The sequence below is a fragment of the Achromobacter sp. CF-sbj1-Ac2-l genome (assembly GCF_052698165.1).
The window spans coordinates 5,993,074-6,009,393 of record NZ_CP199855.1 but is presented as its reverse complement, the minus strand read 5'-3'; the positions used below and the strand labels follow the sequence as shown (position 1 = coordinate 6,009,393).

At 63.0% G+C, this 16,320-nt stretch carries 7 protein-coding genes; 5 read left to right on the top strand and 2 right to left on the bottom strand.

Annotated features, from left to right (window positions below; genetic code table 11):
• Positions 1-67: 67 nt before the first annotated feature.
• Positions 68-1,849 (bottom strand): DEAD/DEAH box helicase, encoded by a 1,782-nt coding sequence (locus ACUDCK_RS27550; protein WP_054500348.1) that lies wholly within the window; start codon positions 1,847-1,849, stop codon positions 68-70.
• Positions 1,850-2,127: 278 nt separating this feature from the next.
• Entirely contained in the window at positions 2,128-2,889 is a 762-nt protein-coding gene (locus ACUDCK_RS27545; protein WP_064528693.1) for a uracil-DNA glycosylase, read from the bottom strand.
• Positions 2,890-3,163: 274 nt separating this feature from the next.
• Between ACUDCK_RS27545 and ACUDCK_RS27540 the strand changes: the two genes are divergently transcribed.
• From ACUDCK_RS27540 to ACUDCK_RS27520, 5 genes are all read left to right on the top strand, one after another.
• Positions 3,164-4,912, top strand: coding sequence for a ShlB/FhaC/HecB family hemolysin secretion/activation protein (locus ACUDCK_RS27540; protein ID WP_054500350.1), 1,749 nt, complete (start codon positions 3,164-3,166; stop codon positions 4,910-4,912).
• Between the two features lie 71 nt (positions 4,913-4,983).
• Complete coding sequence (locus ACUDCK_RS27535; RefSeq protein ID WP_445659278.1) at positions 4,984-13,227, top strand: two-partner secretion domain-containing protein; 8,244 nt, start codon at positions 4,984-4,986, stop codon at positions 13,225-13,227.
• A 41-nt stretch (positions 13,228-13,268) separates the two neighbouring features.
• Entirely contained in the window at positions 13,269-13,559 is a 291-nt protein-coding gene (locus ACUDCK_RS27530; protein WP_144655965.1) for a hypothetical protein, read from the top strand.
• A 72-nt stretch (positions 13,560-13,631) separates the two neighbouring features.
• On the top strand, positions 13,632-14,906 hold the full coding sequence (locus tag ACUDCK_RS27525; protein WP_445659277.1) for a pre-toxin TG domain-containing protein: 1,275 nt from the start codon (positions 13,632-13,634) through the stop codon (positions 14,904-14,906).
• 779 nt (positions 14,907-15,685) lie between these two features.
• Positions 15,686-15,937, top strand: a complete 252-nt coding sequence (locus tag ACUDCK_RS27520) for a hypothetical protein (RefSeq protein WP_175168270.1) — start codon at positions 15,686-15,688, stop codon at positions 15,935-15,937.
• Positions 15,938-16,320 lie beyond the last annotated feature (383 nt).

Here is a 16,320-nt window from a genome sequence, read left to right as displayed (position 1 = left end):
AATAGGGCATTTTCCCAAAAAACAAACCCCGCGACAGGCGCGGGGTTTGTTGGGTGCCGATCAGGGCTTAGCCGCGGCGGGCGCCGGCCGGCTTGTTGAAGCGCTTGGCGGGGCCGCCGGGGCGCTTGTCGAAGCTGGGACGGTCACGGAAACCGCCTTCCGAGCGGTCGCCGCCGCGGAAGCCGCCTTCGCGCTGCGGACGGTCGCCGAAGCTGGGGCGATCGCTGAAGCTCGGGCGCGAGTCGCGGTCGCCGCCACGGAAGCCGCCTTCACGCGGGCCGCGCTCGTTGAACGGACGCGGATCGCGCTGCGGGCGATCGCCGAAGCTGGGGCGGTCGCTGAAGCTCGGGCGCGAATCACGGTCGCCGCCACGGAAACCGCCTTCACGCGGGGGGCGGTCGCCGAAGGGACGATTGCCCTGGTAGCCGCCTTCGCGCTGGGGACGATCACCGAAGCTGGGACGATCACCGAACGAACGGGCCGGGCGGTCGCCGAACGGGCGGTTGCCTTGGTAACCACCGGCGCCGCCTTCACGGGCGCCCTGGTAACCGCCTTCGCGCGGCTTGAATTCACCACGCGGGCCGCCGAACGAACGGCCTTCACGCGAACCGCCGTCACGATGACCCTGGTAGCCGCCGCCGAAGCCGCCCGGACGCTTGCCGAAAGGCTTGCCGCCGCGCGGCGCGCCGCCGGTCGAGGGACGCGGGGTGCGCTTGGGTTCCAGGCCGGCGATCACTTCGGGCGTGATGGACTGGCCGATGTAGTGCTCGATGCGGCGCACCTTGTGGCGCTCGGAATGCGTGGCCAGCGTGAACGCCAGGCCGTTGCGGCCGGCGCGGCCGGTGCGGCCGATACGGTGCACGTAGTCCTCGGCCTGCATCGGCAGGTCGAAGTTGACCGCGTGGCTGATGCCTTGCACGTCGATGCCGCGGGCGGCCACGTCGGTGGCGACCAGGATGCGCAGTTGGCCGCGTTGCAGTTGCGACAGCGTGCGGGTGCGTTGGCGCTGGTTCATGTCGCCGTGCAGGGCGGCGGCGGCAAAGCCCTGGTCGGCCAGGTGGTCGGCCAGATCGTCGGCGCCGCGCTTGGTCGACGTGAAGACGATGGCCTGGTCCAGCGAAGCGTCGCGCAGGACGTGGTCCAGCAACTGCATCTTGTGGCTGGCGTCGTCCGCGTACAGCAGGCTCTGCGTGATGTTGGTGTGCTTTTCCTTGGCGCCGGCGACTTCGATACGCTGCGGGTCGCGCATCATGCGCGCGGCCAGCTTGGCAACGGTGCCGTCCAGCGTGGCCGAGAACAGCAGCGTCTGGCGGTCGGCGGGCAGGCGACCAACGATGGTTTCGATGTCCTCGATGAAGCCCATGTCCAGCATGCGATCGGCTTCGTCCAGCACCAGGGTGTGCACGGTGTTCAGTTTGACGCGACCCGAATTCAGGTGGTCGATCAGGCGGCCGGGGGTGGCCACCAGCACATCGACGCGGCGCGACAGCGCCTTCAGTTGGGCGCCATAGGGCATGCCGCCGACGACGGTGGCAGTGCGCAGATCGGCCAGCTTGCGGCCATAGGTGGCGGTGGCCTCGGTGACCTGCAGGGCCAGTTCGCGCGTCGGAGCCAGCACCAGCACCTGCACGCCGACGCCCTTGTTGGCGGGCGTCTGGGCGATGCGGTGCAGCGCCGGCAGCATGAACGCGGCGGTCTTGCCGCTACCGGTCTGCGACGAGACCATCAGGTCGTGGCCGGCCAGCGCCTGCGGAATGGCCGAGGCTTGGACGGTGGTGGGGGTGGTGAAGCCAGCGTCTTGCAGGGCCGACAACAGGGCGGGCGCCAGGCCCAGGGTTTCGAAAGACATTACTTTCCCTTGCCGCGATCAAATGCGGCGCAGTGCTTGGTCGGGCCAGGGGATTAGGCGGCCGGATCCAGGCGACGGTTGATGGAGCATCGTGCCGACCGAATCAACCGTGCGCGTGGCGCGTTCCCGTAATGCTGCTTGGAACGCAGGGCGAAAGGAAAGGAGGTCAGGAATCGATGATGTTCGGCATGGGGCTGGGCTTGGTTGCCCGGCAGACTGCTGAAATTTCCGCTAAATCAAGGCGGTAAATGCCGAACTCGTTTGGTGCAGTGCGGCGATCATAACCCGAATTCGCCTTGTGCGGGAATTATTTTTTTGTCCAGTCTCCAATCAATAGGGTTTTTCCCTTGGTCGGCCAGCCAGCGGTTGGTCGCCAGGAAGTGGCCGCAGCCCAGGAATGGCACGGGCGGACGCCGGGCCGACAGCGGAGAGGGGTGATTGGACATCAGGACCAGGTGACCGCTGTTGTCCGGTAGCAACGCCTGCTTGGCCTGCGCATGCGCGCCCCACAGCATGAAAACCTTGGGCGAGGGGTCCTGCGCGACCCGCGCGATCAGGGCGTCCGTCACCGTCTCCCAGCCCCGTTTGGCATGCGACGCCGGTTGGCCGTCTTCCACCGTCAGCGCGGTGTTCAGCAGCAGTACGCCCTGGTCGGCCCACGGGCTGAGATCGTTGCCCGCCGGCAGCGGCGTGCCTGGATATTCCAGGGCGATCTCATTGAAGATGTTGCGCAGGCTGGGTGGACGCTTGCAGTCGTCCGGCACGGAAAACGCCAGGCCCTGCGCCTGGCCGGGGCCGTGATAGGGATCCTGTCCCAGGATCACCACCCGCACATCCGACGGCGCCAGCCCGTGCAGCGCACGAAACGGCTCGGCCGGATACACCACCGCGCCTTCGGCCAGGCGCTTTTCCACATGGTTGGTCACGGCCTGCAGTGCGGCGGCGACGCGCGGGGCCTGCAAGGCGGCCTGCCAGGCGGCGGGCAATTGCGCCGTCTGGGCGGCGAGGGCGGAGGGAGTCAGGCGGTTATCGATCGGCATGGGCGCGATTTTGGCACAGCGGGGGCAGCATCAGCCCGGCCGGCAAGGCATGGCTTCCGTGCGATTTCAGACCGTTCCCATCGCCAGTGGCGGCAGGACCCGCTAAGTTGTGAGCGTAATGGCATGTAACCGTCTGGCCGCCATTTCCGCCGCTGCATATTTTCGATTGTCGCCAGAAAATCCGTGAAAAAGCTGGCATAAATTGAAATGTGCGCTTAATTAATTCGATTTCCCTCCGTTATGGAAGGAAACCGGCAATTTCAATAAGAAACAAGTGCATACCATCGTATCGCGAAGCCGCCTCCGGCAGAGGCTGCTTCCCTGCCTGGCGCTGTGCGTTTCATCCATCGCCTCCCTGACCTTCCTGCCTCGCCTGGCGGCCCAGTCCTTGCCCGCGGAGGCGGCCTCTCGCGCCAACGACATCCAACGCCGCCAGGAGCAGGAGCTGGATGCCCAGCGGGCCCGCGCCGCCGAACGGCCGGACGTGCTGTCGGCGCCGCCCGCCGTCCCCGGCGAGGGGCCGCTCGTCTTCCCCGAGGAATCACCCTGCTTCACGATCGCCCAGGTGGTCTGGGATGGCGCCGGTCCGCCGACCGCTTTGCGCCGCGCCGCCGACACCACGCTTGGGCAATGCATCGGCGGGCAGGGCCTGCGCGTCCTCCAGGAACACCTGATGGCGCGCCTGATCGACCGCGGCCTGATCACCGCCCGCGTGCTGGTGCCGGAGCAATCGCTGGCCAGCGGCACCCTGACCCTGCGCTACGTGCCCGGCCGCATCTCCGGGGTCAAGAGCGAGGGCGCGCCCGGCTGGTGGCGCACCGCGCTGCCCACCTGGCCGGGCGGCGAGGTCAACCAGCGCGACCTCGACCAGGCGCTGGAAAACATCCGCCGGCTGGCCGGCCAGGCCGACGCTTCCATCGACGTCGCGCCCGGCCCTGAACTGGGCGACTCCGACATCATCATCAAGCCCGGCACGGGCAAGCGCTGGCACGCCTATGTGGGCGGGGACAACGCCGGCATGGAGTCCACCGGCAAGAACCAGGTCAACGCCGGTCTCACGCTGGATTCGCCGCTGTTCCTGTATGACCAGTTGTCGGTCTCCTGGAACAGCAACGCCGACCTGCGCAACAGCGACGCCGGCTCGCGCGCCGCGTCCATCAACTACAGCATCCCGTTCGGCTACTGGACTTTATTCGCCGGCGCCAGCAAGTCGCGCTACCGCCAGACCGTGGCCGGCTTCGATGAGCCCATCGTCTACGGCGGCACCAGCAAGCAGGTGGAAGCGGGCGTGTCGGTGGTGCCCTACCGCGGCGCCAGCTACAAGGGCACCGCCATGCTGAAGTTCCTGCGCAAGCGTGCCAACAGCACCCTCAACGACATCGACATCGAGGTGCAGCGGCGCGACGTGGTCGGCTACGAGTTCAGCTACGGCCACCGCCAATACATCGACCAGATGGTGCTGGACCTCGGCGGCGGCGTGCGCGGCACGCTGCCGCAGTTCTCCGACCAGCCCGGCTACGTCTACGGCGATCCCGACTGGAACGGCCGCAGCACCATCCTGACGGCCAACGCCGGCCTCTACCTGCCCTTCAAGGTGGCCGGCCAGCAACTGGCCTACCAGGCCAATTGGCAGATCCAGCACGCCAAGACGCCCATCGTGCCCGCGGATTACTTCACCATCGGCAACCGCTATGCGGTGCGCGGCTTCGATGGCCAGATGACGCTGGCCGCGGAAGACGGCTGGACGCTGCGCAATGACCTGTCGCTGAACCTGGGCAACCTGGGCCAGCAACTTTACACGGGCCTGGATGCCGGCCGCGTTGGCGGCCCGGCGGCGCAGTACCTGACCAGCCGCACCCTCGTCGGCGCGGTCGCGGGCCTGCGCGGCCGCATCGCCGTGCCCGGGGTCGCCAATGCGGTCAACGCCAGCTACGACCTGTCGGCCGGCTGGCCGCTGAAAAAGCCCGACAACCTGAAGACCCAAAGCACGGTCTTCGCCGCCACGCTGATGTTCGAGTTCTAGACCGGGCGGGGCCCGTGCGCCCCGGCCGCCGTCCGACAAGTTGCTTCACGCTTACCGAGAGTTGCCTCGCCATGTCCAAGCTTCGCTCCGCAGTTGTCTGGTTGGTCCTGTACACGCAGATCTGGACGCCCGTCCTGGCGCAGACCCTGCCCATCTCCGTCGACAAGAGCGTGACGGGCCAGAAGCCCGTCGTGGGCGTGGCCAACGGCGTACCGGTGGTCAATATCGCGCCGCCGTCGGCCGGCGGCGTCTCGAACAACCGCTTCACCCAGTTCAACGTCGGCCCCTCGGGGGTGGTGCTGAACAACAGCGGCGCGGCCAGCCAGACGCAACTGGCCGGGCAGGTCGCGGGCAACCCGATGCTGGGCAACCAGCGCGCCGCCACCATCCTGAACCAGGTGACGGCGCCCAATCCGTCGCAACTGATGGGCATGCTCGAGGTGGCGGGCAACCGCGCCAACGTCATCGTCGCCAACCCCGCCGGCATCACCTGCAACGGCTGCGGCTTCCTGAACGCCAACCGCGCCACGCTGACCACCGGCAAGCCGGTCATCGGTCCGGATGGCGCACTGGGCTTCGACATCACGGGCGGCCGCCTGGGCATCGAAGGCGCGGGCCTGTACGGCGCCAACCTCAGCCAGCTCGACCTGATGGCGCGCACGCTGGAACTGAATGCCCAAGTCTGGGCCAACAATCTGAACGTGGTCGCGGGCGCGGCGCGCGTCGGCTATGACGGCATCGACGTGTCGGCCCTCACCGGCGCCGGCGCGGGCACCGGCGTGGCGCTGGACGTCGCGGCGCTGGGCGGCATGTATGCCAACAGCATTCGCCTGATCGGCACGGAAGCCGGGGTCGGCGTGAACATCGGCGGCAACCTGGCGGCGCTGACGGGCACACTGACGGTCAGCGCCAACGGCGACGTCCGGATCCAGCCCTCGGGCCGGCTGCAGGCCGCCACGAACCTCGCGGTGCAAAGCGCCGGCGACATCGTCAACGACGGCACGGTCGCCGCGGGCGGCGCGCTGGGCTTGAACGCCGCCGCCAAGGTCATCAACAACCAGGCAATGTCCTCGGCGGGCAACGCCAGCATCGTGGCGCGCCGGCTGGAGAACCGCGGCGCGCTCACGGCGGGCTTGCAGGCGGACGGCTCCATCAGTCCGCTCGGCGCCTTGAGCGCGCAGGTGGACCAACTGCTCAACCCCGGCACCCTGGTGGCCGGTGGGGACGCCACCGTCACCGCGAACGCGCTGGGGCTGTCGGGCGGCAAGTTCGTCGCCGGGGGCGCATTGCGCGTCGACGCCACGGGCGCGGTCACCAATCGCGGCGGCTCGGTCTATGGCGGCTCCGTGGCCTTGCGCGCGGCCGGCCTGGACAATACGGGCGGCAAACTCACCAGCGGCGCCGCGCTCGACGGCCAGGTGACGGGCGCCATCGACAACACCGGCGGCACGCTGGCCGGCGCCGGCGCGGTGGACCTGCGCGGCAAGTCCGTGGTCAACGCGGCCGGTGGCGTGATCTCGGGCCAGAGCGTGGCGCTGCGCGGCGCCGACGGCATCGACAACCAGGGGGGATCGGTGCAGGCCAACGACGCTTTGCGCGTCGAGACGGCCGGCGCGCTCGACAACCGTGGCGGCAAACTGCTCGGCGGCGCCACCGACATCCAGGCGGCCAGCCTCGACAATCGCAATGGCATCGCCCAGGCCGACGCCAAGCTCGCGGTCAGCAGCGGCGGCGCGATTCAGAACCAGTCAGGCGGCCTGTATGGCGGCACGGTCGGCATCGACGCGGCAAGTCTCGCCAACAGCGGCGGCAAGGTCGCCAGCGGTGGCGAATTGGACCTGAAGACCGTCGGCGCGATCGACAATGCCGGCGGCACCATCGCCGCGCAAGGGCAGGCCGCGCTGAGCGCACAAAGCCTGTCCAACACTCGCGGCATCGTCGCGGCCAGCGGCCTCACGCTCAAGACGCAAGGCACGCTGGACAACAGCGCCGGCCTGATCCAGGCCGACAACGCGCTGGCGCTGACCGCCGGCAGCTTGAAGAACCGCGACACCCTCGCCAACGGCATCGCCGGCGCCGGCAGCACGGCCGCGGGCGCCCTGGGCGTGATGGGCAAGCAGGTCATGCTGGACACCGGATCCATCGACAACCAGTCCGGCCGCATCGGCGCTGGCCAGGACCTGGCCCTGTCCACCGGCGCGCTCGACAATGCGCGCGGCAACGTCTCGTCCGACGCCAATGCGAAGCTCGCCTTCAGCAGCATCACCAACACCGGCGGCGCCCTGACCGCCGGCACCTCGCTGGAGCTGGTCACCGGCAACCTCGACAACGACGGCAAGATCCACTCTGGCCAGGACCTGAAGATCACCGCCAATACGCTGACCAACCGCGCCGGCGGCGAATTGATCGCGGTGCGCAACAACGAACTGATCATCGGCGGCCTGCTGAGCAACGCCGGCCTGATCGACGGCGGCTACACACTCATCAACGCCGGCAATCTTCTCAACACCGGCCGCATCTACGGCGATCGCATCGGCATCAAGACGCCGTTGCTGCAGAACGAACCCAATGCCGTCATCGCCTCGCGCGGCGACATGGACCTGGGTGTGGGCACGCTGACCAATCGCGAGCACGCGTTGATCTACGCCGCGGGCGACCTGCGGCTGGGCGGCACGCTGGACGCCACCGGCAAGGCCGCCGGCCAGGCTGCGCTGTTGTCCAACGAGTCCGCCACCATCGAAGTCGAGCGCAACGCCGACATCGCCGCGGCCAGCATCCAGAACCGCAACCTGCACTTCGCCAGCGAAACCGTCGAGGTCAGCCGCGAAGCCAAGTGGTTCTATCGCCTGGACGGCACCACCGACATCGTCGACGGCGAAGGCATGTGGTTCTGCAACACCGTCAAGTCCATCTGCGGCCGAGACCCGAGCTGGATGGGACAGTATGACGAACGGCGCCTGCTGATGCCGTCGGCACGCTATCCCGAGAGCCAGTATGGGCCGCCGTTCGACTACAGCAACATCCAGGAGGACCAGCAGGGACGAGCGGGTGTCAGCGCGCCGATCGGCCCGGCATACTTTCCCGAGAGCTATGACTGCGGCGGCGGTGACGCTGGCAATTGCTATACCACCCCCGCTCAGTTCCTCTACAAGCCGGACGCCAAGATCTGGTCCGTATTCGAAGTGGAACGCCCCAGCGGCATCCGGCGGCCGCCGTCGCCCGACAGTTGCGGCTGGCGCTGCCCCGACGACCTGGCCCAGCAACAGGCCCAGTACGATCACGACCTGGAGCTGTACGACACGCTGAACGAGAAGATCAAGGCCTTCAACGCCGACTTCCGCGGCAGCCGCATGATCAAGGACTTCACCTTCTATCAGGTGACCCAGATCACGCGCGAGACCCGCATCACCGAGAGCGATCCAGGCAAGATCATCGTAGGCGGCAATGCCCGCCTGTCTGGCAACATCGTCAACGACAAGAGCCGAATCCTCGCTGGCGGCACCCTGAAAACCGAGGGCGGCACGCTGAGCAACGTCGGCGCCGAGGGGCTGCGCACGGTCGACCGTGTCGGCACCATGGCCTACACCTACGAGAAGAACGACTCCCGCAAGTACAACCGTTCCGACTACAACGCCACCGTCCTGGCCGAACGCATCGAGACCGGCCTGGGCGATGCCCAAGGCGGCGTCGCGGTCACGCCGTCCGTCCCGGCGCCTGGGGCCAGCACCGTGGTCCAGGCGCTGCCGCCGGCGACGCTGACGCGCATCACGCTGCCCGGCAACCAGACCATTGCCGTCGTGGTGCTGCCGCCGACCATCCCGACCAGCAAGCTGTACCAGGTCATCACGGCGCCCAACGCGCCTTATCTGATCGCCACCGACAGCCAGTTCATCGGTTCGCGCGCCGTGGTGTCCAGCGATTTCCTGCTCGAGAAACTGAACCAGGACCCGGGCCACATCCTCAAGCGCCTGGCCGACGGCTTCTACGAGCAGAAGCTGGTGGCCGAGCAGGTCATGCTGGCCACCGGCCAGCGCTTTGTCGGCGACTACACCGACAACGAAACCCAGTACAAGGCGCTGCTGTCGGCAGGCGCCGACTTCGCCAACAAGTTCGGCCTGGCCGTGGGCACCGCGCTCACCGAAGAGCAGATGCGCCACCTGACCAGCGACATCGTCTGGATGGTGGAGCAGACCGTCACGCTGCCCGACGGCACGCAGCAGAAGGTGCTGGCCCCGCAGGTCTACCTGGCCGTCAAGCCGGGCGACCTGCGCGGTGATGGCACGCTGATCGCCGGCCGCGATACGCAGATCAGCGCGACGGGCGACGTGGACAACAGCGGCACCATTGGCGCGCGCAATGCGTTGGTGGTCGATGCGCAGAACGTGCGCAACACCGTCGGCACGATCCAGGGCAAGACCGTCAACCTGAATGCGCGCAACGACATCGACAACCTGGCGGGGCTGCTCAAGGGTGACGGCGTCGCGTTGACCGCGGGCCGCGACATCAACCTCACGGCCAGCACCCAATCGAACGTGCGTGGCGGAATCAGCAACACCATCGTCGACGGGGTTGCCCGTATCGATGCCGGAACGCTGAATGCGCAGGCGGGCCGCGACGTCAACGCGCAGGCCGCCGCCATCGTCACCAGCGGTGACGCGAGTATTCGCGCCGGCAACGATATCAACCTGACCGCCGCGGGGACGAGCTACGGCGAGTCGTTCAACTTCGGCAAGAAGAACCGGTCGGAGATGCGTACGACGGAAGACGTGGGAACCCGCATTGCCGCTGCCGGAAATCTGACGTTGATGGCTGCACAGGACATCAATGCCATCGCCGCGCAAGTGTCGTCCGACAAGCAGTTGGCGGTGGGTGCGGGGCGCGATATCAATGTGCTGGCGGGGGATTCCAGCGGGTATACGTATAACGAGATCTATTACAAGACGAAAGGGTTCCTCTCCAGCAAGACGACGCACCGCATCAAGGAATCGTCCTGGACCCAGGCGGTGTCTTCCACCTTCACCGGCGATAGCGCCGTGATGGTGGCTGGGCGGGATCTGAACGTGGTCGGTTCCAACGTGGCCGCACAGAGGGACTTGGTCATGTCCGCAGACCGTAACGTCAACATCGTCGCGGAACAAAATACGGCCAACGAGTACCAATACGAAAAAATCAAGAAATCCGGTTTTGGCGCATTGGGCGGTATCAGTTATGGATCGCGCCAGACGACGGACTGGGTGGATACCAAGCGAGGGCTCAATACCGGCAGCACGATCGGCAGCGTAACTGGGGATGTGCTGATCAATGCCGGAGGCACGCTGAATGTCGTGGGCAGCGATGTGCTGGCGCGTCAAGGTGACATCACCATGATCGGCCGAGACGTCAACATCGTGGGTGGCTTCGACACCATGCGCCAGCGTGAAGTGCACGAGGTCAAGCAGTCGGGATTCACCATTACCGCAAGTACGCCGGTTGTCAGCGCCATGCAGACCGGCGCACGCATGGCCGAGGCGGCGGGCAAGTCAGGCAATGCCGTTATGGCTGGTCTGGCCGGCGCGACCACGGCGCTTGCGGCCAGCAATGCCTACGATGCGGTGAAGGCGGCCGGCGCTATTGAAAACGCCACCGCTATCGACAAGGCGGGCGGCGGCAGTATCAAAATCAGTTTTGGCAGCAGCAAGAGCAGCAGCACTACTGATCGAAGTTCCTCCACATCTGTCGGTTCCAACGTCGCCGCGGGCAATGATCTGACGATTGTTGCCAAGGGCGCCGGAAGCGCGTCGGACATCACGGTTTCCGGTTCCAACCTGTCCGCAGGCAACAACGCTGTGCTGAAGGCCGAGGGCGATATCCTGCTGCAGGCAGCCAAGAACGTCTTCGAGCAGAAGACGGACAGCAAGAGCAGCGGATTCAATATCGGTATCGGATACAGCACCGGTACCTCCAATGGGTTGACGTTGGAGTTGGGCGCATCCGTCTCTCGCGGCAACGAGAATGGTCGGGACCAGAGCTGGACCAACAGCTTCGTCACCGCGGGCAACGTGCTTGCCCTGCAATCAGGTGGCGATACAACGCTCAGAGGGGCGTCAGGCAAGGCCGAGCAGATTTTGGCTTCGGTTGGCGGCAACTTGTTGCTGGAGAGCTTGCAGGACACCAGCACCTATACCTCCAAACAAACCAGCGGCGGGGTGAACCTCACGGTATGCGTTCCGCCCTACTGCTACGGCCAGAGTTCGGTATCCGGCAATTTCGGTACCGGCAAGATGAACAGCAACTACAAGTCCGTCACTGAACAGACGGGCTTGTGGGCGGGCGACGGCGGGTTCCTGATCGACGTGAAGAACAACACGACCTTGATCGGCAGCGTCATCGCCAGCAGTGACAAGGCTGTAGCGGAAGGCCTGAACAAGCTCAGCACGGGCACCCTGGTCACGCAGGACATCAAGAACTCCGCCAGCTACAGCGCCAATCAGATTTCGGTAGGCGGAGGTTTCGGGTTTGGCGGCGGTGCCTCGAAAGAAGGTTCGGCGGGTCTGGGCACCACCAAGGGCAACCAGGTGGCCGGCGGCGCGACCAAGGACGCAGGTACCTCCTTGGCGTCGAGTGGGGGCTTTTCCGCCAATCTACCGACGGTGGTTGCGGCCAGCGGCAATAGCAGTTCCACGACCCAAAGCGCCATCAGTGGCGGCACCATCATCATCCGCGATGAAGAAGGACAACGGGCGCTGACAGGCAAGACTGCGGCGGAGACGATTGCGGCGCTGAATCGGGATACGTCGGATACGTTGAACGCGCTGAAGCCGATCTTTGATAAGGAGAAGATCGAGGCGGGATTTGAGATTGCGTCGGAGGCCAGCCGGCAGTTGGGGCAGTTCCTGACGAATCGGGCTAGGGAAATACAGGCTGCCAAGCAGCGCTCTGAAGACCCGCGCTTGTCTTATGCCGAGCGCATCCAAGCCGCGAAGGAGTATGCAGATCTGGAAGGCAAATGGGGGGCCAGAGGAACGTACAGCCAGTGGGGCACCATCATCCTGGGCGCGGCGAGTGGCAACGTCATGGGAGGCACAGGTCAGTTCGTTCAGGCGGCCACCGTAAATTACCTGCAGACGCTGGGCGCTGCGCAGATCAAAGAGTTGAGCCGTGAGCTGGGTGGTGAAGGCTCGGCAGGTCATGCGGCGTTGCATGCCGTGCTTGGCTGCGCGGGAGCCGCTGCTCAAGGAGCTTCCTGCGGAGCAGGCGGTGTGGGCGCGCTATCAGGCGTGGTGCTGAGCAAACTGCTGGAAAATCTGGAGGGAGATGGTGGTAAGAATCTATCTGCGGAGGATCAGCAGGCCCGCGTCAATCTGATAACCAGCATTGTTGCCGGTATTGCGGCGGCTATCGATCCGAATGCGGCCAGCGCTGCCCAAGTCGCGGCGCGTATCGAGTTAGAGAACAACAGCCGCTATATGAACCGCGATAAGGTTGGGCGGTTGAAAGCCGAGCTGACTGACGAGTTGTTGAGGGAGTGTACCGAAGCGAGGTGCTTCCAGGAGGGGTTTGACCGAGCAGACCGGATGGCGTCGGCCTACGATGTGGCGCTGATACTCAGCCACTACCCGCAACTGACCAAAGAGAAGGCCGACACACTTGCCCAGGCGGTGCTAGACCTCGCGCCCGGGGTGTCAAACGCCAGTGCGCTATATGAACTGGTGACGGGGAGGACGGCGACGGGCGAAGAGGCGAACAGGTTCTTCTCTTCGTTGGGGTTGGTGCCTGTTGTTGGGGGGATGCTGAAGAAGGGGGGGCAGGCGCTGCATGTGTTCGCGGAAGCCGAAAAAGCGGTTGATGTGGCGAAAATTGGAGGGCGGACCGAGAAGCTGGCCTCGAAAGGATTTGTGCCTGCTGAAAGAACAGGGCTGAATTTCGAGACTAAAGTAGCAAACAAAAAAAACGGCTATATAGAAGTTGAGCTTTCCGCCCGGCAGAAGTTTGATCAGTCCGGCTCGGTTATAGATAGCCGCTTTGCTCAAAGTGATTTGGTTGCTCGTTATTCTCCCAGTGGTGACCTCCACATTGCTTGGTATGAGACTTCTGTTACGGGGAAGGGGGTAGGCGCGGAAATGCTATCAAGGGCTATTGAGGCGGTAGGACCAAACAATGTGACATCGGTATCTGCGAGACTGGGCGTCAGCAATCTAGAGGTCTTTCGATCCGCTGTGAGCGCTGGTATGACAAGTGAGCAAGCGGTATGGAGCACCCCGCTTGGAAGGTCAATGGCCAAGTTGGGCTTCAAATCATTGGAGGTGACCGGTGAAAACGTGCGGTTTCTATATTAGGGGAGGTGATTGTGCATAAGATAGATGCTATTAGATTTCTCATGCAAAAAGGTCACGTGAGGGAACTGCTGCAATTAATTGAAGGGGACTCTCCATACACTACCTATGATTCAGAAGGTGCTCCGCACGACCCGTACCTAAGAAGGCTTTGGGTTATTGCGGTGCATCATTTGAGATTTGTGGCGGAGTATGGAGAGCGAGAAAAAATTTTATGCGATGGAAAATATCTTAGTTCACATCCTGCTGAATTCGAACAATGGCTGCAGGCAGGGGCCCCTGGCATAGGTAATGAAGATATTCAAGCATGCTTGCGGAGTGTGCGAGATGTATGAAGTGTCAAACTGGCATCTTTTCTCCGTGCCTTTATCGAAATAAAGTCAAAGCAGCGCTCTGAAGACCCGCGCTTGTCTTATGCCGAGCGCATCCAAGCCGCGAAGGAGTATGCAGATCTGGAAGGCAAATGGGGGGCCAGAGGAACGTACAGCCAGTGGGGCACCATCATCCTGGGCGCGGCGAGTGGCAACGTAATGGGAGGCACAGGTCAGTTCGTCCAGGCGGCCACCGTAAATTACCTGCAGACGCTGGGCGCTGCGCAGATCAAAGAGTTGAGCCGTGAGCTGGGTGGTGAAGGCTCGGCAGGTCATGCGGCGTTGCATGCCGTGCTTGGCTGCGCGGGAGCCGCTGCTCAAGGAGCTTCCTGCGGAGCAGGCGGTGTGGGCGCGCTATCAGGCGTGGTGCTGAGCAAACTGCTGGAAAATCTGGAGGGAGATGGTGGTAAGAATCTATCTGCGGAGGATCAGCAGGCCCGCGTCAATCTGATAACCAGCATTGCTGCCGGTATTGCGGCGGCTATCGATCCGAATGCAGCCAGTGCTGCCCAAGTCGCGGCGCGTATCGAGTTAGAGAACAACAGCCGCTATATGAACCGCGATAAGGTTGGGCGGTTGAAAGCCGAGCTGACTGACGAGTTGTTGAGGGAGGGTACCGACGCGCGCTGCTTCCAGGAGGGGTTTGACCGAGCAGACCGGATGGCGTCGGCCTACGATGTGGCGCTGATACTCAGCCACTACCCGCAACTGACCAAAGAGAAGGCCGACACACTTGCCCAGGCGGTGCTAGACCTCGCGCCCGGGGTGTCAAACGCCAGTGCGCTGTATGAACTGGTGACGGGGAGGACGGCGACGGGCGAAGAGGCGAACAGGTTTTTCTCTTCGTTGGGACTGGTGCCTGTTGTTGGAGGGATGCTGAAGAAGGGAGGGCAGGCGCTGCATGTTTTTGCTGACGTGGGGAAGGCGGTTGACGTTGGTAAGGTCGGAGGGAGAGCCGGAGCTGCAGTAGCAAATGGAATTGAGATTGCGCCGGGAAAATTCGATTACTTATTTGGCCGAGTGTCAAGCAATGCGCATAATGCGGCTCGTTCCAATCAGCTAGCGCTTGAAATGAAGCGGCTGGGCATTCCGGATACCGTCGCGGGGAGGAAAATGCTCTCCGAACATTTGGCGCAGTCAGTTAAATCAGAAGGGAATGTGTCGCGCATATTTTCAAATCAATATGGAAATTTTGAGGTGCGAGAGTCGTTGTTTATAGGGCCTTCCGGGAATGCGGCAAAGTTCGAAAGCACATTCCAAGTGCTTGAGGATGGCACGCGTCGGCTTAGCACGATTATCCCATTTAACTAAAGGAATTTAATATGGAATTTCCTAGTACCTTCGATTTCTTGGACGCCTTTGGCCTTGAGCCTCTAGAAGAGGATCCTACACTTGCCTATTGTAGGTACGTTAAGAAATCGAGTGATTGCCTTCAAGAACTCGACGTTTCATTTAGTGGGGTGGCCGAGTCATTTCAGGTAATTTTTCGATGCGGCGGCAAGGAAGTGGTCACGCTTTCGTCGGAGAAAGTCAAAATGGTTCAGATTCGACGTGATCAATCGGGCGCCGGACTTCATGTTTCGTTCGATCTCAATGATGTAAGTTCGGAGGCGATAATTACTCTAGAGCCCGTGTTGCATTGCAGGTGGTGGCTGTTGCGTAGTTGAATGGAGCGCCGCGCCGCGTGAGGTGGGATTGGCCGAATTCTGGAGGCGAAGAGTGGCAATGTGCGAATAAGGAATTGCGACTGTAAGTTGAGATTTTCAGAGGTTGAAAATATTAAATGGTTTATGTGCGCTAAATAGGGCGCAAAGCTTTAAGAGCCGCTGGGCGAGATCTGCGCGAGAGGCGTGATGCAAAGCTTGTGCAATGGGCAACTCGCGTGCAGTTGATGCACGCAGACAGTGTCTATTCTCGATAGAGTTCAGGTTTAGCGCTTCTTTTGTAGTGTCGGCGGAATCCTCGCGCTGCGATTGCCGTCGTGGTGCTGCCGCCGACCATCCCCACCAGCAAGCTGTACCAGGTCATCCCGGCGCCCCAACGCACCTTATCTGATCGCCACCGACAGCCAGTTCATCGGTTCGCGCGCCGTGGTTTCCAGCGATTTCCTGCTGGAGAAACTGAAAAGTAGAACGTCCGCGAATGCGATTACTAGGGCTATCGAAGGGAAGGCCGACCAAGCTTCCGGTGTTCTTGTTCAAGCAGATCTTTCAGAGTCTGATATGGCCTCTATTGCTGCTCGTACATGGGGCAAACCAAGTGCGCAATCTATAAATACGCTGTTCTTCCAGCAATCGAATGGAATTATCGTGCGCTTTAATCGACCAAATTCAGGAGGCTGAAATGCCAAAATTTGCTTGCAAGTGTGGAAACGTACTGAATTTGTCCGGTGTTTGGCCTGAGTGTGAGTGGCGCTTAGTACCCATGGCGCGTGTGGGTGAAATTGCCGATAGATTAGATGTTGGGCAGGTTTCCAGTGGAGACGAAATTTACGATCTCGTTGATGAGGTGAGCGTAACCGTTTACCGGTGCCCAGTATGCTTCAGGCTTTATTTGGAAACAGGCAAGAATACGTTTGAAACGTACGCAAAAGAACCGTATGGCTGATTCAGTCCGTATTTTGGCGGTCCAGGCATTTTAAAAATTGTTATTCCGCCAGCTACAGCGCCAATCAGATTGCGGTAGGCGGAGGCTTCGGGTTTGGCGGCGGTGTCTCGAAAGAAAG

Excerpts from the sequence above, each read along its gene's own strand:
- ACUDCK_RS27530 (WP_144655965.1), top strand. The coding sequence starts at position 13,269 with ATGCAAAAAGGTCACGTGAGGGAACTGCTGCAATTAATTGAAGGGGAC.
- ACUDCK_RS27535 (WP_445659278.1), top strand. The coding sequence starts at position 4,984 with ATGTCCAAGCTTCGCTCCGCAGTTGTCTGGTTGGTCCTGTACACGCAG.
- ACUDCK_RS27550 (WP_054500348.1), bottom strand. The coding sequence starts at position 1,849 with ATGTCTTTCGAAACCCTGGGCCTGGCGCCCGCCCTGTTGTCGGCCCTG.
- ACUDCK_RS27545 (WP_064528693.1), bottom strand. The coding sequence starts at position 2,889 with ATGCCGATCGATAACCGCCTGACTCCCTCCGCCCTCGCCGCCCAGACG.